At 60.7% G+C, this 23,940-nt stretch carries 23 protein-coding genes; 10 read left to right on the top strand and 13 right to left on the bottom strand.

Annotated elements, in window-relative coordinates; translation table 11 throughout:
• Window positions 1-83: 83 nt before the first annotated feature.
• Both NW841_RS00375 and NW841_RS00380 read left to right on the top strand, forming a co-directional pair.
• Complete coding sequence (locus tag NW841_RS00375) at window positions 84-458, top strand: STAS domain-containing protein (RefSeq protein ID WP_414384901.1); 375 nt, start codon at window positions 84-86, stop codon at window positions 456-458.
• A 77-nt stretch (window positions 459-535) separates the two neighbouring features.
• The gene (locus NW841_RS00380; RefSeq protein WP_414333075.1) at window positions 536-1,234 is read left to right on the top strand and encodes a class I SAM-dependent methyltransferase; all 699 of its coding nucleotides are present in this window, start codon (window positions 536-538) and stop codon (window positions 1,232-1,234) included.
• On the opposite strand, the gene NW841_RS00385 is transcribed toward NW841_RS00380, so the two are convergent.
• On the bottom strand, window positions 1,231-3,420 hold the full coding sequence (locus NW841_RS00385; RefSeq protein ID WP_414384903.1) for an NAD-binding protein: 2,190 nt from the start codon (window positions 3,418-3,420) through the stop codon (window positions 1,231-1,233). The two genes, NW841_RS00380 and NW841_RS00385, sit on opposite strands and share 4 nt — an antisense overlap.
• 402 nt (window positions 3,421-3,822) lie before the next feature.
• On the opposite strand from NW841_RS00385, the gene NW841_RS00390 reads away from it, so the two are divergent.
• Both NW841_RS00390 and NW841_RS00395 read left to right on the top strand, forming a co-directional pair.
• Window positions 3,823-4,875, top strand: coding sequence for a Fe(3+) ABC transporter substrate-binding protein (locus tag NW841_RS00390; RefSeq protein WP_414384904.1), 1,053 nt, complete (start codon window positions 3,823-3,825; stop codon window positions 4,873-4,875).
• A 187-nt stretch (window positions 4,876-5,062) separates the two neighbouring features.
• Window positions 5,063-6,781, top strand: a complete 1,719-nt coding sequence (locus tag NW841_RS00395) for an ABC transporter permease (RefSeq protein ID WP_414384905.1) — start codon at window positions 5,063-5,065, stop codon at window positions 6,779-6,781.
• A gap of 50 nt (window positions 6,782-6,831) precedes the next feature.
• On the opposite strand, the gene NW841_RS00400 is transcribed toward NW841_RS00395, so the two are convergent.
• From NW841_RS00400 to NW841_RS00435, 8 genes are all read right to left on the bottom strand, one after another.
• Complete coding sequence (locus tag NW841_RS00400; protein ID WP_414384907.1) at window positions 6,832-7,776, bottom strand: F0F1 ATP synthase subunit gamma; 945 nt, start codon at window positions 7,774-7,776, stop codon at window positions 6,832-6,834.
• A 60-nt stretch (window positions 7,777-7,836) separates the two neighbouring features.
• Window positions 7,837-9,357, bottom strand: a complete 1,521-nt coding sequence (gene atpA, locus NW841_RS00405; RefSeq protein ID WP_414365550.1) for a F0F1 ATP synthase subunit alpha — start codon at window positions 9,355-9,357, stop codon at window positions 7,837-7,839.
• Between the two features lie 61 nt (window positions 9,358-9,418).
• The gene (gene atpH, locus NW841_RS00410) at window positions 9,419-9,967 is read right to left on the bottom strand and encodes an ATP synthase F1 subunit delta (protein ID WP_414384909.1); all 549 of its coding nucleotides are present in this window, start codon (window positions 9,965-9,967) and stop codon (window positions 9,419-9,421) included.
• 19 nt (window positions 9,968-9,986) lie between these two features.
• Window positions 9,987-10,547, bottom strand: a complete 561-nt coding sequence (locus NW841_RS00415; protein WP_414365564.1) for a F0F1 ATP synthase subunit B — start codon at window positions 10,545-10,547, stop codon at window positions 9,987-9,989.
• A gap of 35 nt (window positions 10,548-10,582) precedes the next feature.
• A complete protein-coding gene (locus tag NW841_RS00420; RefSeq protein ID WP_414384911.1) occupies window positions 10,583-11,056 on the bottom strand; it encodes a F0F1 ATP synthase subunit B' in 474 nt (157 codons plus the stop codon).
• Between the two features lie 87 nt (window positions 11,057-11,143).
• Entirely contained in the window at window positions 11,144-11,389 is a 246-nt protein-coding gene (atpE, locus tag NW841_RS00425) for an ATP synthase F0 subunit C (RefSeq protein WP_011430931.1), read from the bottom strand.
• Between the two features lie 213 nt (window positions 11,390-11,602).
• A complete protein-coding gene (gene atpB, locus NW841_RS00430) occupies window positions 11,603-12,349 on the bottom strand; it encodes a F0F1 ATP synthase subunit A (protein WP_414377657.1) in 747 nt (248 codons plus the stop codon).
• Between the two features lie 5 nt (window positions 12,350-12,354).
• Window positions 12,355-12,906 (bottom strand): hypothetical protein, encoded by a 552-nt coding sequence (locus NW841_RS00435; RefSeq protein ID WP_414377654.1) that lies wholly within the window; start codon window positions 12,904-12,906, stop codon window positions 12,355-12,357.
• 354 nt (window positions 12,907-13,260) lie between these two features.
• Between NW841_RS00435 and NW841_RS00440 the strand changes: the two genes are divergently transcribed.
• Complete coding sequence (locus tag NW841_RS00440) at window positions 13,261-13,836, top strand: DUF3177 family protein (protein ID WP_414365555.1); 576 nt, start codon at window positions 13,261-13,263, stop codon at window positions 13,834-13,836.
• Window positions 13,833-14,147 carry a hypothetical protein gene (locus NW841_RS00445; protein WP_414384914.1) on the top strand — a complete coding sequence of 105 codons (315 nt, stop codon included), beginning with the start codon at window positions 13,833-13,835 and terminating at the stop codon, window positions 14,145-14,147. Before NW841_RS00440 ends, NW841_RS00445 begins: the two co-directional genes overlap by 4 nt.
• 13 nt (window positions 14,148-14,160) lie before the next feature.
• On the opposite strand, the gene gpmI is transcribed toward NW841_RS00445, so the two are convergent.
• The 4 genes from gpmI to mnmE form a co-directional block, all read right to left on the bottom strand.
• A complete protein-coding gene (gene gpmI / locus NW841_RS00450; protein WP_414365557.1) occupies window positions 14,161-15,753 on the bottom strand; it encodes a 2,3-bisphosphoglycerate-independent phosphoglycerate mutase in 1,593 nt (530 codons plus the stop codon).
• A gap of 173 nt (window positions 15,754-15,926) precedes the next feature.
• The gene (locus NW841_RS00455) at window positions 15,927-16,451 is read right to left on the bottom strand and encodes a tetratricopeptide repeat protein (protein ID WP_414365558.1); all 525 of its coding nucleotides are present in this window, start codon (window positions 16,449-16,451) and stop codon (window positions 15,927-15,929) included.
• A gap of 39 nt (window positions 16,452-16,490) precedes the next feature.
• Window positions 16,491-16,991, bottom strand: coding sequence for a DNA starvation/stationary phase protection protein Dps (dps, locus tag NW841_RS00460; protein ID WP_414365559.1), 501 nt, complete (start codon window positions 16,989-16,991; stop codon window positions 16,491-16,493).
• A 117-nt stretch (window positions 16,992-17,108) separates the two neighbouring features.
• Window positions 17,109-18,488 carry a tRNA uridine-5-carboxymethylaminomethyl(34) synthesis GTPase MnmE gene (mnmE, locus tag NW841_RS00465; protein ID WP_414384915.1) on the bottom strand — a complete coding sequence of 460 codons (1,380 nt, stop codon included), beginning with the start codon at window positions 18,486-18,488 and terminating at the stop codon, window positions 17,109-17,111.
• A gap of 157 nt (window positions 18,489-18,645) precedes the next feature.
• Between mnmE and glgP the strand changes: the two genes are divergently transcribed.
• The 4 genes from glgP (at window position 18,646) to NW841_RS00485 (ending at window position 23,908) form a co-directional block, all read left to right on the top strand.
• Complete coding sequence (gene glgP, locus NW841_RS00470) at window positions 18,646-21,246, top strand: alpha-glucan family phosphorylase (RefSeq protein WP_414365561.1); 2,601 nt, start codon at window positions 18,646-18,648, stop codon at window positions 21,244-21,246.
• A 334-nt stretch (window positions 21,247-21,580) separates the two neighbouring features.
• The gene (locus tag NW841_RS00475) at window positions 21,581-22,636 is read left to right on the top strand and encodes a tetratricopeptide repeat protein (protein WP_414384917.1); all 1,056 of its coding nucleotides are present in this window, start codon (window positions 21,581-21,583) and stop codon (window positions 22,634-22,636) included.
• Window positions 22,637-22,760: 124 nt separating this feature from the next.
• Window positions 22,761-23,285: an acetolactate synthase small subunit gene (ilvN, locus tag NW841_RS00480; RefSeq protein WP_011430944.1), complete on the top strand. Its 525-nt coding sequence runs from the start codon at window positions 22,761-22,763 to the stop codon at window positions 23,283-23,285.
• Between the two features lie 44 nt (window positions 23,286-23,329).
• On the top strand, window positions 23,330-23,908 hold the full coding sequence (locus NW841_RS00485; protein ID WP_414377647.1) for a hypothetical protein: 579 nt from the start codon (window positions 23,330-23,332) through the stop codon (window positions 23,906-23,908).
• Window positions 23,909-23,940 lie beyond the last annotated feature (32 nt).

Genomic DNA, 23,940 nt, shown 5'->3' on the forward strand with positions numbered 1-23,940 from the left:
TGCAGAAGAGGGATTTTCTGCCGAGGGGGTCATAGCAGCAACCGATGGTGCTAAGGTGGGGCATGAGGTCTTGACTGGAAGCAATGGATTTTAAGCTACGCATCCGTACCGCCGAAACTCCGCAAGGGCAACAACTGGCGATTGTGCCGTTGGAAGGTCGCTTTGACGCCAAGGTCGCTTCCGAAGTGCGGCAGTTGCTGCAGCAGGTTTTGGATTTTGGTTACCACAACCTGTTGATCGACATGTCGGCGGTTACTTTTATGGATAGCTCCGGCCTGGGGGTGCTGATCTCGGCCTTGCGCAAGTGCCGGACTGCCGGCGGCAACCTCAGCCTCTGTTGCGTTCCGGAAAGCGTCGCCCTCGTCCTCAGCCTCACCTCGATGGAGAAGGTCTTGACCTGTTTTGACGACCTGGAGACGGCCATCGCCAACTTCTCCAACGCTTCCTCTGCTCGCTAGGCCGACATTTTGAGTTGCTGCGATGCCCTGCCTACGCCTCTGACTTTGTTCCCAGGATCTGTTGAGGATGCTCAGCCATGACCCAAGCTGGCCTCGATACCTTTCAGCTCCTTTACCAGCACCACCGTGGCCCCAGCTTTTGCGAGCGCATGCTGGCTACTGCTCCTGGCCGCTTCAATGAGACCTTTTGGCAGTTTTGGCAGCAGCATGTTGAGCCCTGCTTGCCCGCTGCGCCCTGCCTGCTGGATTTGGGAACGGGGCCGGGGTATGTCCTCCGGCAGTGGGCCCAGCGCTACCCCGGCGGACATTTCATTGGCGTAGATCTAATGCCCTACATGTTGGAGCGGGCAGCGGCAGACTTGAAAGGCGTCCCTGGCCTTCAACTGCTGCAGGCCGATCTCCACGATCCCCATTTGCCCCTGCCAGATTGCAGCGTTGACGCGGCTCAGGCGGTGGTGGTGATCCACGAGATGGTGCAGCCGGTGCGCCTGTTGCAAGCGGTGCGGCGTCTGCTCAAGCCAGGGGGGCGGTTTTTGCTGGTGGACTGGGTGCGCGCCCCACTTAGCCTCTACTTCGATGCGGCCACAGAAGCCCAACTGTTTCAGATGGAAACATCCCTAGACACCTTGGTGGATCAGTTTACCCACTTCTACGAGCACAACCGCTTCAGCGCTGAGGACTTGGCCTGGCTGTTGGAGAAGGTTGGCTTGAGAGTGGTGGCGCAAGAGCTCTACGGGCAAAATCGCTTTGTGCGCCTTGTGGCGGAAAAGCCCTAGAGGACTTCAGGGATCCGCCGCTCGGCCTGCACCTGGGCAAACACCTGCACCTCGGTGCTCATTTTGCGCAGTTGGCGGGCCAACTTAATGGCCTTGTCGCGGGGGAGAGGGGGGCTCACCACCGCCGGCAGGCAGCGCAACAGCGGCTTCAGGGCCGTCTTGGGCAGCCGCGCATAAAACGCCAAGGTGGAGAGGATCTCGTCTTCAAAGTAGGGGTTGCGGTATTCCAAAAGCCGCACTTGATAGAGTTCCGGCGGCAGAGGGCGTCCCTGGGCCAGGCGAATCAGGGATCCCACCGTCCCCATCACGTATAGACGATCCCCCCGCTTCAACAGGGTCTCGCCCTCTTTCTGCCAGATCTTGGGAAAAACACAGGGCCGGCCCGGTCGGGAGTGATGCAGCAAGATCGCCAGGTCGTAATCCTGGGCCAGTTGCCGTAGGGATAGCCCCAGGTAAGGGTCATGGGCCGAGACCTCCAGCAACGTCACCAGCAGCGTTTCCCCGTCCCAAGTCAAGGTGCCGTAAACGGATCCCACCAACGCTGCCGTAGCAAAAGCCCGCGCCCCCAGGGCCGTGGTGCTGTAGCTGGTTCCCAGCGTCTGCAGATGCCGCTGCATCCGCGCCGCCAGCTCAGGATCCGTGACCCGCAAAATGGTGCGGATCCCAGGTTGCAGGCTGTGGGCGGTCAGGGCGGTCTCGAGGTTGGTGAGATCGTCAGGCGTCGTGCAGATCAAAGAGCGGCTGCTTTGGATGCGAGCCTGTTGCAGCGTGCTGGCCAAGGCGTAGTTGCCCCGGATCACCACCGCCCCCTCCCGTTCCGTCGCCGCCAGCAGGGGATTGTCGCTGTCGGGCTCCACAACCACCACCTCATAGCCCATTTGCCGCAACAACTGTAGCACCAAGTAGCTCAGCCGTCCCAACCCCGCGATCACCACGTGATCCGCTTTGGGCATACGGGCGGCCCGGCCCAAGCCAAAGCGGCTGCTCACCAACTTGTCGGTCACCAATCCGTAGATCAACCCCACTAGGGCAGCCCCCACCAAGGTCATGACCACCGCCACCACCTTCACCCCTAGAGGGGTCTCCGCCTGCTGAAAAGCCTCGATGTCCCCATACCCCCCCGTCAACACCACGATGGTCAGCAACAGCCCGTCAACCACGGATTTGCCGATAGCTCTAAAGTTAAGGATCCCCAGCACCAGCATGGCTCCCAAGGTGAAGGTGAGGGTGCGCACGATGGGCTTGATCTGCAGCAGTCCCTGCAGGCTTCTGCGCAGCCAAGATAGGAGCTGCCTGAACGAGTTGCCTCGCTGTTGTTGTCGTTTGTCTTGCACCTGTCCGCTGGCCCAGCGTTGTGCCCGCGAAGAGCCGCGCCGCCCGTTGCGCTCCAACAGGTGCAGATAGGATCTGGGGTCGCAGATCACCAAAATGCGATCCCCCTCCAGCAGCTCTGCCTCGTGGTCGAAATCGTCGAAAACCCGAGACTCGGAAAAGTCGGACAGCCCGTCCACCGGGTAGTGAAACAGCACCCGCGCCCGAAAGGTTTCCTCCAGTTCCGAGAGGGGCATGTGCAGCAGACGGGAGTTGTAGCCGATGGTCAGCTCCACCACGTTCCAGAGGGTGGTCTCTTGGGGAGCGCCAAAATAAAGCGGATTCGCCAGCTCCGGCGGCAGCGTGGCCGGCTGAGCCTCTAACTGGGGCAACTCGAAGTAGCCGACAAATTCGTCCGAGACAGCTTTCAGAGCAAAGGCCGGCGCAGCCAAGGCAGCCACCGACAGGGAAAAATGCTGCGGCAAAATCGAGTCCAGGTAGCGGGCAAGGCCGGTGTTAAACAGACGAGAGACAATGCGCACCTGCGGGTTGAGATCCCGAATCAAGAGAGCCAGCTCGAAGTTGGCTTGGTCGTTGTCCTCCACAAGCAATGCCACCTTGATCCGCTCGATCCCAGCCCGGCGCAACACCTCCGGCTGATGGGGATCCCCCTCTAGGTATTGCCACTGCTCTTTTAATAAAGAAGGCCGCGGGCCGGGAGCCACCACTACCGCGCGCTGTCCAAAGTCTTCCAGAATCTGCAGCGTCAACGCTGCCAGGTCGTTGTAGCCACAGACCAGGATGAAAACACCCGGATCCCGGCCATTGTCCTGCAGTTGCTCATCCAGCCATTGATGAGAAAGGGATCCCACCATACTCCACCACCTACCCTGCTCCCTTTATACCCAAGGCAGGTCTAGAACCCCGCCCTACCCAAAATATTCCGGTAAGGGATCCCCTTGCCCGGCCAGCCGCGATGAGAAGCGACCTTGGCTCTTGTTTCCAGCGAGAGTTGGCGGATCTTGGGCCAAACGGTTCAAAGATGAGAACGACTCCCAACAGCTTGACTCGGTACTTAGGATCCTCTATCATTGCCCCAGCGCCAAGTTCTTGAGTAAAAATCTCAATAAGCTTGGCCTAGAGAAGGGTCAAAAGGCCGGCATTTGAGGGAACTGCCCTGATTTCAGGGAGGGGGTTTTCAAGTGCTTTCTCGGGTAAAGGCATTGCTGACTGGGTCAATGCAGCAGCCTTTCTTGAAGTGTTTTTGAGTTTAGGAGTTGGGTATGCGCTTATCGCGACGGCAATTGGTCAGCGGAGCCGCGCTGGGCTCTGTAGCCTTGGCGGCAGGCTTGCTGGGGCGTCCGGCCCGCGGCGCCAACCGGGAGGTGAACCTCTACACCTCTCGGCACTACAGCACTGATGAGGAATTGTACGAACTTTTCAAACAGAAAACGGGCATTACCGTCAATTGGGTGCAGGGCAACGCCGATGAGATTGCCCAACGTATCCGCAGCGAGGGAGCCAACAGCCCTGCTGATATCTTCATGACGGTGGATGTGGCCCGGCTGTGGCGCGCCCAGAACGAAGGCCTGTTTCAGCCCATTCAGTCCGAGACGCTCTCTAAGAACATCCCGGAATCGCTGCGGGATCCGGAAGGCTACTGGTTTGGCCTAACCAAGCGGGCGCGGGTGATCATGTACAACAAAGACAAGGTGGATCCCAAGGAGCTCTCCACCTACGAAGATCTGGCCAACCCCAAGTGGCGAGGTAAGGTGCTTACCCGCTCCTCCAGCAATGTGTACAGCCAATCTCTGACGGCTTCCATTATCCTGGCGCACGGGATCCCAGAAACCGAACAGTGGGCCCGCGGCTTGGTGGCCAACTTTGCCCGCCCGCCGGAAGGGGGAGACATTGATCAAATCAAAGCCGTGGCCGCTGGCGTGGGGGATGTGGCCCTAGCCAACACCTACTACCTGGCGCGTTTGATCAAATCCGACAATCCCGAAGATCGCGCCGTAGCGGAGAAAATCGGCGTCTTCTTTCCCAACCAACAGGATCGCGGCACCCACGTCAACATCAGCGGCGCCGGAATTTTGAAAACAGCTCCCAACAAAGAGGCCGCCATCCAGTTCCTGGAGTTCCTCTCCGGCCCAGAGGCGCAGGCCATCTTTGCCCAGAGCAACAACGAATACCCGGTGCTGCCGGGGGCGGAGATCGACTCGGTGGTGGCCAGCCTTGGCACCTTCAAGGAAGACACGATCAACGCCGCCAGCATTGGCCGCGTTACCCCCGATGCTCTAAAAGTGATGGATCGGGCCGGTTGGCGATGAAAAGCGCCGGGGCTGCCAAGAGCTTTCTTCTTGGCTCCCCGGTTGCAGCCCCAAAGCAGGATCAAGTCCCAAGTTTGAGTCTTGAGACTTAGCTTCTTTGTTTTTTCCTAAGATTTGCCTGACAATTGGGAAACAGTACGGTGAAGAAAAAGTTTTTGCCAGCTCTCAGGGATTTCAATTGCAATTGATGGAAAAGTTAGCTTGGCTAAGTCTGGGTAAACACTTTGACCATTCTCTCAAGAGAGCTTGGACGCGCTGGTTCAGCGATTGGACGTTGCTGACCTTAGCCCTGACGGGCTTAATTTTGATTCCCACTCTGACGGTTCTCCTCAGCCTTTTTGCTGATGAGCGGCAGGTTTGGGAGCACTTGACCGACACGGTCTTGGGGCTGTACGTGCGCAACAGCCTGCTGATGATGGTGGGGGTGGCGCTGGGAGTCATCCTGGTGGGCAGCGGCACTGCCTGGCTGGTGACAATGTGCGAATTCTGGGGGCGGGCCTGGCTAGAGTGGATGCTGGTGTTGCCCCTGGCGACTCCTACTTATGTGTTGGCCTACGCTTACACTGACTTTTTGCAAGTAACCGGCGGCTTCCAGACCTGGCTGCGGCGGGTTACCGGCTGGGGGATCGGCGACTACTGGTTCCCCAACATTCGCTCCTTGTGGGGGGCGATCCTGCTGCTCGTCCTCACTCTCTACCCCTATGTGTATCTCTCGGCACGGCTGGCCTTCCAGGAACAGTCGGTGGCCTGTTTGGAGGTGAGCCGCTCCTTGGGCTACGGACCCTGGGCCAGCTTTTTCCGGGTGGCCTTGCCCTTGGCCCGGCCGGGGATCGTGGCCGGCTGTCTGCTGGCTTTGATGGAGACCCTGAACGATTTCGGCACCGTCAGCTATTTTGGGGTCGATACCTTTACTACCGGCATCTACCGCACCTGGACAGCTCTGGGCAATCCTGTGGCAGCAGCTCAGCTTTCAGCGCTGCTTTTGCTGTTGGTGTTGCTACTGATGGCCCTGGAGCAGTTTTCCCGCCGGCGGGCGCGCTACTATCGCCAAGGATTCAAGCCAAACCCAAGTCGTTATCCCTTGCACGGGATCCGGGGGGTGGGAGCGTGGCTGGCCTGTGGGATCCCGATTGGGCTGGGCTTCGTTATCCCTGCCCTGATCCTGCTCCATATGACCCTGCGCCAGGGGGAGTTGGGCCGCCGCTTTTGGAGCTATGCCCAGAACAGCTTCCTCCTGGCCACGCTCACAGCAGTGATTGCCGTTTCGGTGGCGGTGGTGGTGCTGTACGGTTTGCGGCTACAGCGGGCCTGGGGCCTGCGGCTGGCGGTGCGGCTATCTTCCCTGGGCTACGCGCTACCGGGCGTGGTGATTGCAGTAGGAGTTCTGATTCCCCTGGGGCAACTGGATCAACTGCTGAGCTACTTGCGGCAGGCGCTCTTTCAACAGCCGCCCGGTCTGGTAATCAGCGGCACTATTTTAGCGTTGGTGTTTGGCTATCTGGTGCGCTTTTTGGCGGTGGCTCTGTCCACCGTCGAGGCGACGCTAGCGCGCATTCCTCCCAGTCTGGATGAGGCAGCCCGCAGCTTGGGGCAGGGATCCCTGGGCACCCTGTGGCGGGTGCACCTGCCCCTGATGGGAGGCGGGATCCTGGGAGCGATGCTGCTGGTGTTTGTAGATGTGATGAAGGAGCTGCCGGCCACGATGGTGTTGCGGCCCTTTAACTTCGATACCTTGGCCGTCCACACCTACCGCATGGCTGCCGACGAACGCCTGGCCGAGGCCGGCGCCCCCGCCTTGGCGATTGTCCTGGTGGGGATTTTGCCGGTGATCCTGCTCAACGCCCAGATAGCCCAGCGACGCAATCTAGGCTCCTCAAATAAAACGTCTCCCTACGTCCTTCCCTAACTCCCCTCTCCCAGAGGGAGAGGGGTTGGGGGTGAGGGTGGGAGAGAAGTTCATAGGGCCTCAGCTCCGGCAACTACCTCCAGGATCTCCTGGGTGATAGCCGCCTGCCGAGCTTTGTTGTAGGCAAGGCCCAGTGTGCGGATGAGTTCGCTGGCGTTGTCGCTGGCATTGTTCATGGCCGTCATGCGGGCCGCCAACTCGCTGGCCGCTGCTTCCTGCAAAGCCCGCAGGAGTTGATTGTTCATGTACAAGGGCAGGAGCGCATCCAAAATCTGCACCGGATCCTGCTCGAAGATCATGTCTGGCGGCGGGGCTGAGACAGGAGCAACGATCTTGCTGCGCTCGACCGTGAACTCTCCCCCCCGCACCAGCAGGTTAAAAATCTCGTCGTCGCGGGCAGCCAGGCGCGTGGGATCCAGAGGTAGCAGCGATTGCACCACCGGACGGGAGCTAATCAGCGAGACAAAGCGGGTGTAGATCAGCTCCACCTTGTCTACTTTCTCGGACAGGAAAGCGGAGAGGAGCTGATCCCCTATTTGCGCAGCTTCCGCCGCCGTAGGAATCTGCGACAAGTTCACGTAGGTCTTGGCAATGGGAGCGGAGCGGCGCTGAAAATACTGCACCACCTTGCGGCCCACCAGGTAAAGCTGCACTTGCAGCCCCGTCTGCTGCAGCTCGCGCACCCGCTCCTCGGTGCGCTTGATAACGTTGGCATTGTAAGCACCGCACAGGCCCCGATCCCCAGCCACCACCAACAGGCCCACCGTTTCAATGGGCCGCTGCTTCAGCAGAGGCAACTCGACATTTTCCAGCCGCAACCGCGTTTGCAGCCGATAGAAAACCTGGGCTAGGCGGTCGGCAAAGGGACGGGTGGCCATCACCTGCTCCTGGGCCCGTCGCACCCGCGCTGCCGCCACCAGGCGCATGGCCTCTGTAATCTTGCGGGTATTTTTCACCGCCTTGATGCGATCGCGAATCCGCTTTAGGTTTGCCATAACCGATCCCCTCTGCTGTGGTTACTGGATGGGGATCCCCAAAGCAGGGATCCCCGGCAACTAAGCCGCCTTGGCCAGGAAGCTCTGTTTGAACTCCGTGATGGCGGTTTTCAAGATCTCTTCCGCCTCTTCAGTGAGTTGCTTTGTGGAGAGGACGATCTCGCCATACTTGGGATGGGTGGTGCCCAAGTAGGACAGCAGGCCCTGCTTGAAGCTGGAGACTTTCTCCACCGGAATGTCGTCCAAATACCCCCGCGTCCCGGCGTAGATAATCGCCACCTGCTGATCCAAAGACAGGGGCGAATATTGCGGCTGCTTGAGGATCTCCTGCAGCCGTTGGCCGCGGGCCAATTGCTTCTGGGTGGCCTCGTCCAGATCAGAGGCAAATTGGGCAAAGGCTTCCAGATCCCGATATTGCGCCAGTTCCACCTTGATCGAGCCAGCCACTTTCTTCATCGCCTTGGTCTGGGCCGCCGAGCCGACGCGGCTGACAGAGATGCCAACGTTGATGGCGGGGCGAATACCGGCGTTGAACAGATCCGACTCCAAGAAGATCTGCCCATCGGTGATGGAGATAACGTTGGTGGGAATATAGGCCGACACGTCGTTGGCCTGGGTTTCCACAATCGGCAGCGCCGTCATGGATCCCTCGCCCAGCCGGCTGTTCAGCTTGGCCGCCCGCTCCAGCAACCGCGAGTGCAGATAGAATACATCCCCTGGGTAGGCTTCCCGACCGGGCGGACGCCGCAACAGCAGCGACATCTGCCGGTAGGCCACCGCCTGCTTGGAGAGGTCGTCGTAGACCACCAAAGTGTGCTTACCCTGGTACATAAAGTACTCGGCAATGGTGGCGCCACAATAGGGGGCCAACCACTGCAGCGGTGCCGGGCTGTCAGCGCCGGCAGCCACCACAATGCTGTAGTCCATTGCCCCTCGCTCGGTTAGAACGCCCACCACCTGGGCGATGGTGCTCTGCTTCTGGCCAATGGCTACGTAGATGCAGATCACATCCTGCCCTTTCTGGTTCAGGATCGTGTCCACGGCAACGGTGGTCTTGCCGGTTTGGCGGTCGCCGATGATCAGCTCCCGCTGCCCCCGCCCGATGGGGATTAGAGCGTCAATGGCGGTGATGCCGGTTTGCAGGGGCTCGTACACGGAGCGGCGATCGATAATGCCGGGGGCCGGGGACTCAATGAGGCGCGTCTCGGTGCAGTGAATCGGCCCTTTGCCGTCGATGGGGTTGCACAGGGGATCCACCACGCGGCCCAGCAGGGCTTCGCCCACCGGGATGCTGGCAATTCTGCCCGTGGCTTTGACGGTGGATCCCTCTTGGATGTTGCGCCCGGAGCCAATCAGCACCGCGCCGACGTTGTCTTCCTCCAGGTTGAGGGCAATGCCCACAGTGCCATCTTCGAACTCCAGCAGCTCGCTGGCCATCACCTTCTCCAGGCCGTAGATGCGGGCAATGCCGTCTCCCACCTGCAGGACGGTACCGACATTGGAGATCTGCATCTCCTGGTTATACTGTTCGATCTGCTGCTTGATGATGGTACTGATCTCGTCTGGGCGAATCGTAGGCATAGCAGTCCTCTCAACGGAATAGGAAGAGATCCAAAATTATTAAGGAAAACGCTGGGCCAATTTAGGCCAACTGCAGCGCCAGCCGACGCAACTGGCCGCGCAAGCTGAGGTCGATCACCTGGGAGCCGATCTTGATGATCACCCCACCCAGCAGTGTGGGATCTTGGGCAATCTGGAGCTCCACACCCCTGGCCTGCGTGAAGTCTCTTACCCGCTCGCGGATCGACTGCTGTTGCGCTTCCGTCAGGGGTACCGCCGTGGTCACCTCGGCCAGGACGATATTTTGGAGCTTCCGCTGCAGCTCCAAGAACCGCCGGCAGACGGCCTCGAGGAACATGATACGGCGACGGTCGCTCAACAGCTTAAGAGCATTCAGCAGCAGGGGGTGGATCTGGTCGGCAAACACCTGCTGCAGCAGGTTTTTCTTGGCTTCCGCCTTGATCAGGGGGCTGGCGAGGAATTGGCCCAGCTCCGGGGTGGCCTGCAGAACCGCGGCCATGAAACGGATGTCGGCCTCAAAGGTATCCATTAGCCCCTGAGCAGAGGCAAGAGAAACCAGGGCTTCGGCGTAGGGATCGACCGCCTTGGCGGCCATGGTGCGGCTGATCATGCTTTTCCCTTCCTCCTCCTTAGCGGGCAATCATCTGGATCCCTTGTTCAATCAGGCGCTGGTGAACCTGCTCGTTGAGGTGCTGCGGCAGCTCCTGCTCCACCTTGCGCAGGGCTTGGCGCACGATCTGGCGGCGCAGCTCCTGGACAATTTGCTCTTGTTCGGCAGAGAGATCCCTTTCGGCGTTGGCGCGCAGCCGCTCGATCTCCCGCTCCGCCTGCTGCAACAGCTCCTGCCGGCGGGCTTCCGCGTTGGCCTCCGCCTGTTTGCGAATGCGCTCCGCCTCCTGCTGAGCCTGCGCCAGCTTTTGTTGTTCCTCCGCCAGCCTCTCGATCGCCTCCTGCTTGCGCTGCTCCGCCTGGCGCAGCTCCTCGAGGATACCTTCTCGCCGCTTGGCCAGAGCTTCCCCCACCACCCGGCGCCCCAAAATGTACAGCAAGGTGAGGATAATGGCGATGTTGATTAAGTTGCTTTCCAGAATCGCATCCAGGATCCCCTTTTCTGCAGAACCCTCAGTGGCTTCCGTAACCGGCTCGGCCACGGCCAAAAGCCAAGCGGGCACCAGGCTCCACACCAGCATCACGCGCTACTCCCAAGGAATGTTCAACCGGCTACTTAACGGGCGCTGCCCAACAGCTTCTCGGTGATCTGGGCAGCAATGGTATCTACTTGCTGCTGCAATTGTTGGAGGGCCGCCTGTTTCTCTTGCTCGATCTGCAGCCGCGCCGCTTCCAGCTTGGCTTGCATCTCCGCCTGTGCCGCCGCTAGCTTCTCCGCACGGATGCGGGCTGCAGCCGCTTCCGCCTCGGCGATCACCTGCTGCGCCTGTAGGCGGGCCTTGCCGATCTCAGCCTCGTACTGGCGGGTCAGAGCCATCGCCTTGTCCAACCGCTCCTGGGCCTCCGCCTGGGTGGCGCGGATGTAGTCGTTGCGGCTGTCGATGACCCGAGTAACCGGCTCGTAGAAGAGGGAGTTGAGCACGGCCACCAGCAGCAAAAATTGGACGGCAATGATGGGCAAGGTGGCATCCAGATCGAAGAGGCCATTTTTCTCAGCCACTTCGACGGCCAACAGGGTTGAACAGATCATGGGCTCCACCACCAGAAACGGGATCTGAGATCGAGCAAGAAAGGGGGCAAGACCCCAGCTCTCGGCCTGGGCCGCCCCCAGAAGGCATTAAGCGAAGGGGTTGGCGAACAAGAGCACCAGCGCCACCACCAGGCCATAAATGGTCAGCGCTTCCATGAAGGCCAGGCTAACCAACAGGTTGCCGCGGATTTTGTCTTCTGCTTCCGGCTGACGGGCCAGCCCTTCCATAGCGGCGGCGGCAGCATTCCCCTGGCCCAGCCCCGGGCCCAGGGATCCCAGGCCAATCGCCAGAGCAGCAGACAACACAGAAGCAGCAGAGGTTAACGGATCCATAGTGAGATGCTCCTTGTCAGTACAAAACAAATTGTTGGCAACAGCGCCTTTTGACTTTGAGGTGATCTGGCCTGAGTAGCCGAACCGATCGCCTCTTTGTCGGTGGCCTCTCGGCCCCAACAAACCTTACCAGAGAAGGGCTCCCTTGCGACGACCCATTGGAGAGATTTTGAGAGCTGGGCCCTGAACTCGGCGGTTGGCCCAACTCCTGGGTCAATCGTGGTGATCCCCTCCCCCGTGACCTTCCAGCGCCTCTCCAATGTAAGCGGCTGAGAGGGTGGAGAAGATCAAAGCCTGAATGGCCCCCGTAAATAGAAATAGGATCATCACCGGCACTGGGATCAACAACGGCACCAGCAACACCAACACCGCGATCACCAGCTCCTCTGCCAAGATGTTGCCGAACAGACGGAAGCTCAGCGAGAGAGGCTTGGTGAAATCTTCTAGGACATTGATGGGCAACAGAACTGGCGTGGGCTCGATGTACTTCTTAAAGTAAGCCAGCCCACGCTTGCTAATGCCGGCTACAAAATACATGACACTGGTGAGCAGCGCTAAGCCGGCGGTGGTGTTGATGTCGTTGGTGGGAGAGGCCAGCTCTCCTTCCGGCAGGGGAATTAGCTTCCAGGGGAAGAGGTTGCCCATCCAGTTGGAGACAAAGATGAACAAGAACAAGGTGCCAACATAGGGCACCCAGGGCCGGAAGTTTTTCTCACCAATCTGGGCACGGGCAATGCTTTGGACAAACTCCAGGGTGTACTCGATAAAGTTTTGCAGACCAGCGGGCTCCCGCTGCAGTTGACGAGTCCCCAACAGCACCACGGTCAAGATCAGGGCGATGGCAATCCAACTGGCAATCAAAACTTGCCCGTGAACGGTGAATTTGCCCAGGTGCCAATAGAGGTGATGGCCGACCTCAAGTTCTGCTAGCAGAGGAGGAGAGGAGAAGAACAGATTCATGAGCATCACACAGAAGAAGACGAACGGGTCAAGGTCTGAACAAGATAAATCAGCAGGGTGACCTTATAGGTCATGAACCCCAAGAAAATGGGCAAAACCTGCAAAGACTTCACCTGGGTGGCCAGGACGATCAACCCGACAAACAAAGCCAAGCGCGTCACGCCCAGCCGGCTGCGACTTTTGCCCAGTTCCGCGACGCCGCGGCCCAGCATGCGCAGATAGACTACGCCAACGATTGCCCCCAGCAAATAGTTGGCAGCCACCGCCAGTGAGTAAACCAAAGCCACCCCCACCGCAATGGCTAGGCTCACCCCCAGGGTGACCAGCGCCAACCATAGCTGCAGCGCTTCATAGCTCCTGCCTGCCGTGGTCGCCTTCTCCCCCAAACCCGCTTTGCCCGGGGCAAGCGACGGCTGCGACGCACTCTGGCAGTCCAGACCCGCCTTCTGCTGGGGCGGAGACGGCGCCTCCTCTAGGGGCGGCAAAGGCTTGGGCTTCCACGGGGTCGCCTTCCAACGGGCAGGACTGTGGGAGAGGAGTCGGGAAGAACGTGCCATGGGATTGAGGTCATCACCTCTGAGGAGCTGGCCTTAACCCAAAATAACACGACTAAGTAACAATACTTAACGAGTTGGGCCGGGCCAGGACGGGATGGAACCTTGCAACTATCGCCTCGAAAGACAACTAGCCCTTCGACAGACGGAGATGTTCCTTTAAGAATCTACCACCTTCACGGATTGACAACGGCAAAAATGGAAAACTTTCTGAAAGCCCTCGGATGTAAAGTTTTGCCTGGGGTGGCCGAGAAGCTGCAATGTTCTGTTACCTCCTGTTGTTTTGAGGTGGATCCCGCCGACCCTGCCGCTCTATATACTATGGGGCAGTGAGAACAAAGGGCGAGGACGATCCCCGTGAGTTGGCTGGTCAAGGCAATCTGGGTGGACTACAGCTTGGCCGTGGCGCTGACGGTGCTGCTGCCGTTGGCTCTCCTAATTTGGGCTTTTGCGGTGGGGTTACGTCCTCTGATTCAGCTCTTGATCGTTTACTGGCGGGTGTCCAGCCTCTTGGCGGTGACGGTGTATTTGATGATTGGTGGCCTGCCCATCAGCTTCTTGAGCGGGGCGATGGCGCGGCTCTTGATCCCGGTCTGCCTGTGGTTCTGGCAGGATTGGAGCACTGCTCTCAGGCAGTCGAGAAGCTGGGCGGCACGAGCTTTTTTGCTCTGGCGGTGGGCTGTAACCGGTTACATGGGGGCCGGGATCCTCTTTTCGGGAGCCTTCGTGCCTTGTGCCTTCCGGGCTTCTCTGTCGTCAGAGTGTCGAGCTTGGTTTGAGCCGCCGCTGGGGTTTCGAGAGATTTTCCATCCCAATGTGCCGCCGGAGCTGCTGGGGAGCGTGGGGGCTTGGGGCTTGGTGGCCTACCTGCTCTACAGCGTTTACTTTGTCTGGCGGCTGCGGCCCGGTGCAGACAAGGGGGAGCTGGCATGAGTGCTCTGCCCTGGCCGCTGGCTTTGGAGCGCTACAGCCAGGCTCATCCCCAGGAGGTGCTGCGGGTGGAGGTAGAAAGCGAGGGAGAAGCTGATTTGGTGCTAATCTACCGCGGCTACAGCAGCTCCCTGCGGCGGGCCACGCCCCCCGATCCGGAAGTGGCGGTGATCCCCCCCCAGGCTCGCTTTTTGCAGCTGGAGCGCCTGAGCGCCCCTTATCACCCTGAGCGCTCGCAGGTTTTGGCCCTCTACCGCAACTGGGAGGAGCTGAAGGCTTGGCTGGCCCAGGCAGGGATCCCAGTGGCCGAGTGAGCAATTCCTGGTCTCAGCGCCCTACTGGACTGGGCTGGCGCTGCAGGATGGTGTATTCTGCCGGCTGCAGAAGAGATTGCCCTGTCATCTCTGGCGGCTGAGGTAGGCCTAGGATCTCGAGCAGGGTGGGGCCGACATCGGCCAGGGTGCCGCCAGAGCGCAGCTTGACATCGCCACCGCGACCAGGGATCTTGCGCTTTTCCCCCTCCACCAGAATGCAGGGCACGGGGTTGGTGGTGTGGGCGGTCCAGGGGTTGCCCTGCTCGTCCCACATCAGCTCCGCATTCCCGTGATCCGCCAAGATTAAGGTGGTACCCCCCGCATCCGCCACCGCCGCCAGCAGACGGCCCAGGCAGCGATCCACCGTCTCCAGCGCCCGCACGGTGGCCTCGAAGTTGCCGGTGTGGCCCACCATGTCGGGGTTGGCGTAGTTGAGTACCACGAGGCTGTATTCGCGGCGGGCGATAGCTTCTATTGCCTTGTCGGTCACCTCCACCGCCGACATCTCCGGCGCTTGGTCATAGGTGGCCACCAGCGGGCTTGGCACCAAGATGCGATCTTCGCCGGGAAAGGGCTGCTCGATACCGCCGTTGAAGAAGTAGGTGACGTGGGCGTACTTTTCCGTCTCGGCAATGCGCAACTGCTTGAGGCCGGCCTCGCTCACCACTTGGCCCAGCAGGTGATCCAGGTTCTGGGGCTTAAAGAGCACCTGCACCGGCAAGGTCGGATCGTATTGCGTCATGGTGATGAAGGCGAGATCCGGAATCAGACGGCGCTGGAAACCGGAAAAGTCGGGGCAGACGAAGGCTTGGGTAAGCTGGCGGGCGCGATCCGGGCGGAAGTTGAAGAAGATGACTGCATCTCCCGGCTGCACCGCCCCCGGAGCCAGGCGAGTGGGTGGGATGAACTCGTCCGTGAGATCCTGGGCATAGAAAGCTTCCATCACCTCGGCGGCACTACGGCCACAGCCAGGGCCATCTTCTGTCATGATCTCGTAGGCTTTTTGGGTGCGCTCCCAACGGCGATCCCGATCCATGGCGTAGTAGCGGCCGCTCAGGGTGGCAATGACGCCATTGCCCAGCCATTGCAGCTCTTTTTCCAGGGCGGCCAGAACCCTGGCCCCGTCGCGAGGCAAGGTATCGCGGCCATCGGTGATGGCGTGGACATAGGCAGGGATCCGCGCCTGGGCCGCTAGTTTCAGCAAGCCGTAGAGATGGTCGATGTGGGAGTGAACCCCCCCCTCAGAGCAGAGACCAATGAAATGAAAACGGCCCCCCTGCTCCTTGAGCCGATGACAAACCTCCACCAAGAGGGGTTCCTGGAAGAGGGATCCCGTCTCGATGGCGTCGCTGATACGCACCAACTCCTGCGGCACCACCCGCCCCGCCCCGAGGGTCAGGTGTCCCACTTCTGAGTTGCCCATTTGCCCTGACGGCAGGCCCACGGCTCGCCCCGAAGCTTGCAGCAGAGTATGGGGGTAGGTAGCCCATAGGCTATCCACAACAGGGGTTCGGGCGGCCAGGACAGCGTTGCCATCAGGGGCCTCGCGATAACCCCAGCCATCCAGGATTACCAGAACCACAGGTGCCACCGATTGTGCATCCATGAAATGGCCTCTCGTTTTTTAAGACATAATACCAGCCCCGGCAACGCGGAAAAGCCTTCGGGTGACTTGAGTCACTCACCAATGTTTATGATGTTGTAATCTTAAAATCGATAGGCAGGCTGCCATAAGTATTTATACATATCTGCACAGACATCTATACAGATAAAACGTGGTCAGCCGCGGGGGCTGGGCTGCAAACGTCTGCGCAGGGATCCGGCGCGGCGCTTGGCAATGGCATTCTTTGGATCCAGTTTCAGCACCGTCTCGTAGGCCTCTAGGCCGGGGCCGTAGAGATTTTTCTTCTCGTAGGCATGGGCCAGGTTGTTCCAAGCGGTCACATAGCCGGGATCCGCTGCTACTGCGTCTTTGTAGTAGCGGATGGCCAGGTCGTACTGCCCCTGGCTGAAGTAGGCAAAGCCAAGGGCGTTGCAGACAGGGGGAATGTTCTCCCCGGCCACCTCTAGAGCTTTTTTGAGCTGGAGGATGGCCTGGTCGTAGAGGCGCTTCTGCAGATAGACGCTGCCCAGCTCATAGTGCTCCTGTGGGGATCCCTTGCCTTTGCTCAGGCGGGGCTGCAGCTCGCGGATGACTTTTTCCTGGGCCCGCACCCGCAGCACCTCACGCAGGACGAAGTAGCCCACCACGCTGAGGATACTGGTCAAAGCCACCAAGTAAAGGAGGGGAGCGTTGACGCCCATTTTGCCTATCCCGCTTGCCTTAGATTTGCCTCGCCAGCGTTACGCCTGCAGGTGAGCCTCGATGAACCAGAGATCTTTGTCGATCTGGCGCGAGATCTCGGTAAACAGGTCGGCGGTATCGGCATCCCCCAGCTCGGTGGTGCGGTCGATGTTGCGGCGGACAGCAGCCGCATACTGGCCGTAGCGGGCCGCCAAAGCCTGCAGGTGAGCCCGACCTTCCTCAGCCGTTAGGTCGTATTCAGGCAAGCTCGAGGTTTGGGCGACGATGCGAGCGGTACCGCGGGCAATGCCCCCCAAAGCCGTAACCCGCTCCGCCAGCATGTCTACGTAGTTCTCCAGGGTGCCGGCAAAGGTGTCGAACATCTCGTGCAGGGCGATGAAGTTCATGCCTTTGACGTTCCAATGGGCCTGCTTCACCTGGGTTTTCAGATCCAGCGTGTCGGCCAAGGACTGGTTGAGCAACTCCACCAGTTGCGCACGGGTCTCGGCCGGCAAGTCGATCTGGGTGGAGTAGAGACGGGTTTTTGCGGCGGTAACCATAGCCAACCTCCCAAGTTGTGTTTCCATTATCCGGGATCCGCTGCGGCCCTCGGCCTGCCGATTCCCGACTGAGCCCATACTAACACAAACTCAGAGTGAGTATGAGTTAGTAAGCACTTACTTGCCAATGCAGAAGCGGCTGAAGATCTGATCCAGCACCGCTTCGGAGATCTCCTCGCCGGTGATTTGGCCAAGGGCGTGCAGGGCGCTCCGCAGGTCGATGCTCCAGAAATCGAGGGGGAGCTGCGCCTGCATAGCCTGGATCACCTGTTCCAGGCTGGCTTGGGCCTGGCGGAGAGCGGCGGCCTGGCGCTGGTTAAGGCTCACCTCCAGGTTGGGCTGGGGCCGCCCCTGGGTAACAAGCTGCTCCAAGGCCTCTTCCAGCTCCGGGATCCCTTGGCCTTGGGCGGCAACGGCAGCGACACGGTAAGAGATCTCGGCGGGGAGGGGGATCCCGTCGGGGCGGGCGAGGTCGGTTTTGTTGATGACCAAGATGAGGGGGCGGTGGCGAATGGACTCGTAGATGGCGGCGTCGGCGTCCGTCCAGCCGGCTTGGGCGTCGATGACCAGCAGCAGCACATCGGCAGCTTGGGCTAGGCGTTGGGAACGCTCCACCCCCAGACGTTCCACGGGATCGTCGGTGGCGCGAATGCCGGCAGTATCCAAAAGCTGGACGGGGATCCCTCTCACCACCAACTGGGATTCCACCACGTCGCGGGTGGTGCCGGGCAGGTCGGTGACGATGGCGCGGTCTTGGCCCGACCAGGCGTTGAGCAGGCTGGACTTGCCGACATTGGGCCGCCCGACGATGGCCACCTTCACGCCGGTGCGCAGCAGTTGCCCCCGCTCGACGGTAGCCAGCAGGGCCTGCATCTGGGCCTGGATGGCTTGCAGCCGGGCCTGCCAAGCCGGGACATTCAGAGGGGGCAGATCCTCTTCAAAGTCGATGCGCGCCTCGATCTCGGCCAATAAGCCCAGCAGCTCCTGGCGCAGGGCGCGGATGGACTGTCCCAATTTGCCCTGCAGCCCCGCCAGCGCCATCTGGGCTGCCTGGGGGGAGCGGGCCGCCACCAGATCGGCCACACTTTCGGCCTGGGTGAGGTCGATGCGTCCGTTCAAGAAAGCGCGCAGGCTGAACTCCCCCGGCTGCGCCAGCCGTGCCCCCTGGCGCAGGCACTGCTGCAGCGTGGCCTGAACCACCATGATGCCGCCGTGACAATGCAGCTCCACCACGTCCTCGCGGGTATAGGAGCGGGGGGCCTGCATCCAGACGGCTAGGGCCTCGTCCAACCGCTGGCCCTTCTCATCGTGGATCCAGCCGTAGAGGAGGCGATGGCTCTCCCAGGTAGCGTTGCGGCGGGCGGGGGTAAAGATGGCCTGGGCAATGGCCAAAGCCCGCGAGCCGGAAAGGCGTACAATGCCAATGCTGCCCTGCTCGGGCACCACAGCGGTGGCAATGGCAGCAATGGTGTCGGCCAGGGGTGCAGTTAGATCCATATGTAACAAGGAATGCGCTATGCCTTGGTTCCCTGGAGGTGGCAGGTGGTACCTAGGCAGGATCCCGGCCTTCAACTCGAAAGAAGCTGTAAAAAACTGTGCTCTCCCGCCGAGGTCAGGGTAGCTTGGCAGTGGCGACCTGCACGCTTCCTAAACTATGAAGCCGTTACGCACGTTTAAGGTTACTCCCTACCTGCCGGCTGCTCTGGAAAGTCTGCGCTTGCTGGCCTATAACCTGCATTTTAGTTGGAACGTGGAAACCCGCAGCCTGTTCCGGCGCATGGATCCGGATCTGTGGGATGCCTGTGGCCACAACCCGGTGGCTTTGTTGGGGCAGATCCGGCAGGAGCGGCTGGACGAGCTGGCGGAGGATCCCGGCTTTTTGGCCCAGTTGGAACGGGCCAGCCAACAGCTCCAGAGCTACCTGCAGGAAGACACCTGGTACCGCAAGTATCGCTCGGCCCAAGCGGTGGAAGGGGAGTGCTACGCCTATTTTTCAGCCGAGTTTGGGCTGGCCGATTGTTTGCCCATCTACTCAGGGGGCCTGGGGGTTTTGGCCGGGGATCACCTCAAGGCAGCCAGCGACCTAGGCCTGCCGCTAGTGGGCGTGGGCCTGCTCTACCAAAAGGGATATTTTCGCCAGTACCTCAACCCCGACGGCTGGCAGCAGGAGCGCTACCCTGTGAACGATTTCTTCAACATGCCCCTGGAGCTGCAGCGGGATGCGGAGGGCCGCGAGATTCGCATTGAGGTGGACTACCCCAAGCGCAAGGTGTTTGCCCGCATCTGGAAGGCGATGGTGGGGCGGGTGCCTCTGTATCTTTTGGACACCAACATCGAGCCCAACAGCCAGTACGACCAAGACATCACCGATGAGCTGTACGGCGGCGACCAGGACGTGCGCATCCACCAGGAGATCATGCTGGGCATCGGCGGCGTGCGGGCTTTGCGCGCCCTTGGCATCCATCCCACCGTCTACCACATGAACGAGGGGCACTCGGCTTTTTTGGCCGTGGAGCGCATCCGCCTGTTGATGCTGGAGCAGGGGCTGAGCTTTGAAGAGGCCTGGCAGGTGGCCAAGTCCAGCCAGATGTTTACCACCCACACGCCGGTACCCGCCGGGATTGACCTCTTCCCGCCCGACAAAATCGACTACTACCTCGGCTTCTACTACAGCCAGATGGGCCTGAGCCGGGAGCGCTTTTTGGCCCTGGGCCGCGAAAACACCGGCGACTTCCAGTCCCCCTTCAGCATGGCGGTGCTGGCCATCAACATGGCCTCGTTTGTCAACGGCGTCAGCAAGCTGCACGGGGCGGTCTCGCGCAAGATGTTCAGCCGGCTGTGGCCCGGGATCCCGCTGGAGGAAGTACCGATTACCTCCATCACCAACGGGGTGCATGCCCGCACCTGGGTAGGGGAGGAGAACCAAGCTCTCTACGACCGCTACCTGGGGCCAGATTGGGCGGAGGCTCCTCCCTCGGATCCCCTGTGGCAGAAAGTGGATCGGATCCCGGATGGGGAGCTGTGGCGGGCCCACGAGCGCAGCCGCTCCCGCCTGATCACCTTCACCCGCGAGCGTCTGGTGGAGCAACTGCAAAAGCGGGCGGCCTCAGCGGTGGAAATTCAGTGGGCCTCTGAAGCCCTCAACCCGGAAGTGCTCACGATTGGCTTTGCCCGCCGCTTTGCCACCTATAAGCGGGCCACCCTCCTGTTTCACAACTTGGAACGGCTCAAGGCCTTGCTCAACCATCCCCGGTACCCAATGCAGTTTATCTTTGCCGGCAAGGCCCACCCCCGCGACAACCCAGGCAAGGAGCTGATCCGGCAAATTGTGCAGGTGTCGCGCCAGCCAGAGTTTCGCCAGCGGCTGGTATTTATCGAAGACTACGACATGTACGTCACCAGCCTGATGGTGGCCGGGGTAGATGTGTGGCTAAACACCCCCCTGCGCCCCCGCGAGGCCAGCGGCACCAGTGGCATGAAGGCGGCGGCCAACGGTGGACAGAACCTGAGCATTTTGGATGGCTGGTGGGATGAGGCCGATTACTACCAGACCGGCTGGCCCATTGGCCGCGGCGAGGAATACGAGGATCGCGCCTACCAAGATGAGGTGGAGTCGAATGCCCTCTACGACCTGCTGGAACAAGAGGTTGCCCCTCTCTTCTACCAGCGCGGCAGCGATGGCCTGCCCCACGCCTGGATTCAGCGCATGAAGCAGGCAATTTGCCTCAATTGCCCCCGTTTCAGCACGCAGCGCATGGTACTGGAGTATGCCGAGCGGGCCTACATCCCCCTCAGCAACTACTTCGACCGCATGCGCCGCGATAACTTCGAGTCGGCTCGCCAGTTCACCCGCTGGCGCAATCATTTGCAGGAGAACTGGTATAACATTCGGGTCCTCAATGTCCAGATTGAAACCCCGAAGAAAGCTTCCGCCGCCGGCCTCCCCTCGGCGCAAGATGACCAAGTGGTGATGGCCCGGGATCCCCTTACGGTGACTGTCGAGGTGCGGCTGGGATCCCTGCAGCCGCAGGACGTGATCGTCCAGGCCTACCAGGGGCCGGTGGACGACAACGGCCAGATCCAGAACGGCCAGGCAACTCCCCTGCGCTACGTGGAGACGGTGGAGGATCGCGCCATCTTCTCCGGCCAGATTCGCTACGAGGCCAGCGGCCTGCAGGGGCTGGCCATCCGCTTGCTGCCCTTTCACCCCGATATGCACGATCCCTATGAGCTGCGGCTGATGCTCTGGGCCTAGAATGCCGATTCCACCCAATAAGGAAACAGCAGGGATCCCCTTCCTTCTTATCTCGATCCAGCCTGAACGAAGAGAGATCCCCTAGGTTCGTAAAGCCCTGAGGTTCTGCTGACTTTGCTGAGCAACGCCCCCACGCTCTGCACTGGTTGGGTCTTCCACAGTACTAGGTGCTTGCTAAGGCCTCCGGCTCCCTGGCGCGATGGGAGAGCAACTAAAGCTGTCTTCGGGCTCTTCCGCCCCGCAGTGCGGGGCCACCAAGCTATCCCCCTGTGTTTCTCGCTGCCCAATCAGGCAGAATCAGAAAAACAGATTCAAACGGCTCCGGGTTGATGCCATGCTCAAAGCCCACGACTCTGCCGGTTTGCGCCTGTTGGTCGCGGCTGCCCTGCTGTTGGGGGGCCTGGCCAGTTGGCGGCAGGATCGCCTCTCGGCGGTGATGGGTCTGGCCAGTGCGGCAGCCATTTCTGCCTTCACCCGCCCCGCCATCTTGGCCTACAACCGCGGTCGCGAACGGTGGCTGAACCGGGATCTGATAGGGGCCGTCGAGCAGCTCAACCTGGCACTGCAGCTAGATCCCCGACTGGCCAACGCCCACCTTCTGCGGGGCCAAGTTTACCTCGAACTCGGCCAACTTCCCCAGGCGCTGGCGGACTTCGACCAGGCCACCCGGTTGGCCCCGCGCCGGCCAGAACCTTACCTTTACCGCGGCCTGATTCGCCAGTCGCAAGGGGATCTGCAGGGGGCAACGGCGGAGTTGACCGAGCTGGTGCGCCTACACCCCAACGCCCCCCACCACCTCCGCTTGGCCAACCTGCTCATGCAACAGGGATCCCTGCCTTCAGCTCTAACCCACCTGGACGAGGCCATTCGTCGGGATCCCACCTTGGCGCCCGCCTATGCCTGCCGCGCTACGCTGTACGGCTACCTGGGAGAATGGGAGACGGCTGTGGCCGATTGGTCGCAGGCCATCCGCTGGGATCCCTCTCCGGCCCATTACTATCGGCGGGGCGTTGCCTATGCTTGGGCCGATTGCTATGACGAGGCCATTGCCGACCTCAGCCGCAGCCTAGAGGCAGAACCCTGCCAACCCCACGTTCTCTACATCAGGGGCAATCTTCTCTACGAGCTGGGGGAGATCAAAGCTGCCCTCGACGATTACGACCAGGCCTTTCGCTTGGAAGCGGACGGCAACCTCGGGGATCCCGCCGACGAGTACGGCTTGTACGGTCGGGGGTTGGCCTACGAGAATATGGGAGATAGGGCAACGGCTATTTCCAGTTGGCAAGCCGCCTTGCAGGTCAGCCGCCAACACCACAACCTAGTTTTGCAGGAACAGGCGCATCGATCTTTGCGGCAGCTCCCGGACGGGGAGGCCGGATCCTTTGGCTAGCGAGGTCGAAGGGATCCCCAGAGCTCCCGTCAGAACATTGCTGCGAAACTGGCGTAAAATTTGCTTATCGCCATCTTAATTCCACTGAGTATTTGGATTTTTCCTACCTCCTTCTGTGGCTGCCGTGAAACACACCCTCAGCGCTCTTGTGCAGGATCAGCCCGGGGTCTTAACCCGCATCGCCGGCATGTTTGCCCGTCGCGGCTTCAACATCGACAGCCTCACCGTCGGCCCTACCGAGCGGCCTGGCATCTCCCGCATCACCATGGTGGTGCAGGGGGATGAGCACGATGTGGAGCAGATGACCAAGCAGCTCTACAAGTTGATCGACGTGCTGAAAGTAACCGACATTACCCATGTCCCCTGTGTGGAACGGGAGCTGATGCTCGTCAAGGTCAACGCCAGCATCGAAACCCGCTCCGCCATTATGGACGTGGCGCAGATGTTCCGCGCCCGGATTGTGGATGTGGCGGAAGAGTCTTTGACTTTGGAAGTGACAGGGGATCCGGGCAAAATGGTGGCGATTATCAAGATGTTGACCAGCTTCGGCATTCGCGAGATCGCCCGCACCGGCCTGGTGGCTCTCACCCGCGAGTCGGGAGTCAATACCGAGTACTTGAAGCAGCACCCCACCGTGGCAGTCGTCTGAGGGGCTTGGCCACGATGCCAACAGGGATCGCTCAGGGGGAGGCCATGGCAAAACTGGAGAGAGGCCGGCGCCACAGGGGGCAGGCCCTGCGCAATAGCCTGCGTTGCCTGATGAGCCTCCTAGCTATTGGACTGCTGGGGTTACTGGGGGGCTGTGGCCCCCGTCCCCCCAAGCCGGTTGTGCAGCAGGCGCTGGCCTACCAGATCTCCCACCCGGCTGGGGCGGTTGCCTCTCTGGTGGGCGGCGACCGCTTGGCAGCCCGTCTGGAAGTGCAGGATGTCCAAATCCGTCAGGATCGCCGTGAACCCCTGCTGTTGGCCTCAGGAGAGAAACTGGAAGGCCACCACCTCAGCGGCACCTACACCCTAATTGTCAAGCCGCCGGGATCCCGCCGCCCCTACCGCCGCCAGGGGAATCCCTTCCAGCTCACCCTGGCCCACCAGAAGGCGCAAAGTTCCCCTTCCCCTGAGGAAGCAGAGCCCAAGACCCTGCCCGAACGGTGGCTATTGGCCCATCCCTCTCCCAATGCCAAGACCTGGGAGGTCATCGACTTTTTCCCTCAGCCGGCACCTCTTGCCGAAGCAGACGCATCGACACAGCGGGGCAGCTGGGTAGCCCCCTAATTTAGTACGGGGCGGAAAAGCCCGTTCGCGTT

This window comes from Synechococcus sp. H60.3 (genome assembly GCF_047462295.1).
Lineage (GTDB): Bacteria > Cyanobacteriota > Cyanobacteriia > Thermostichales > Thermostichaceae > Thermostichus.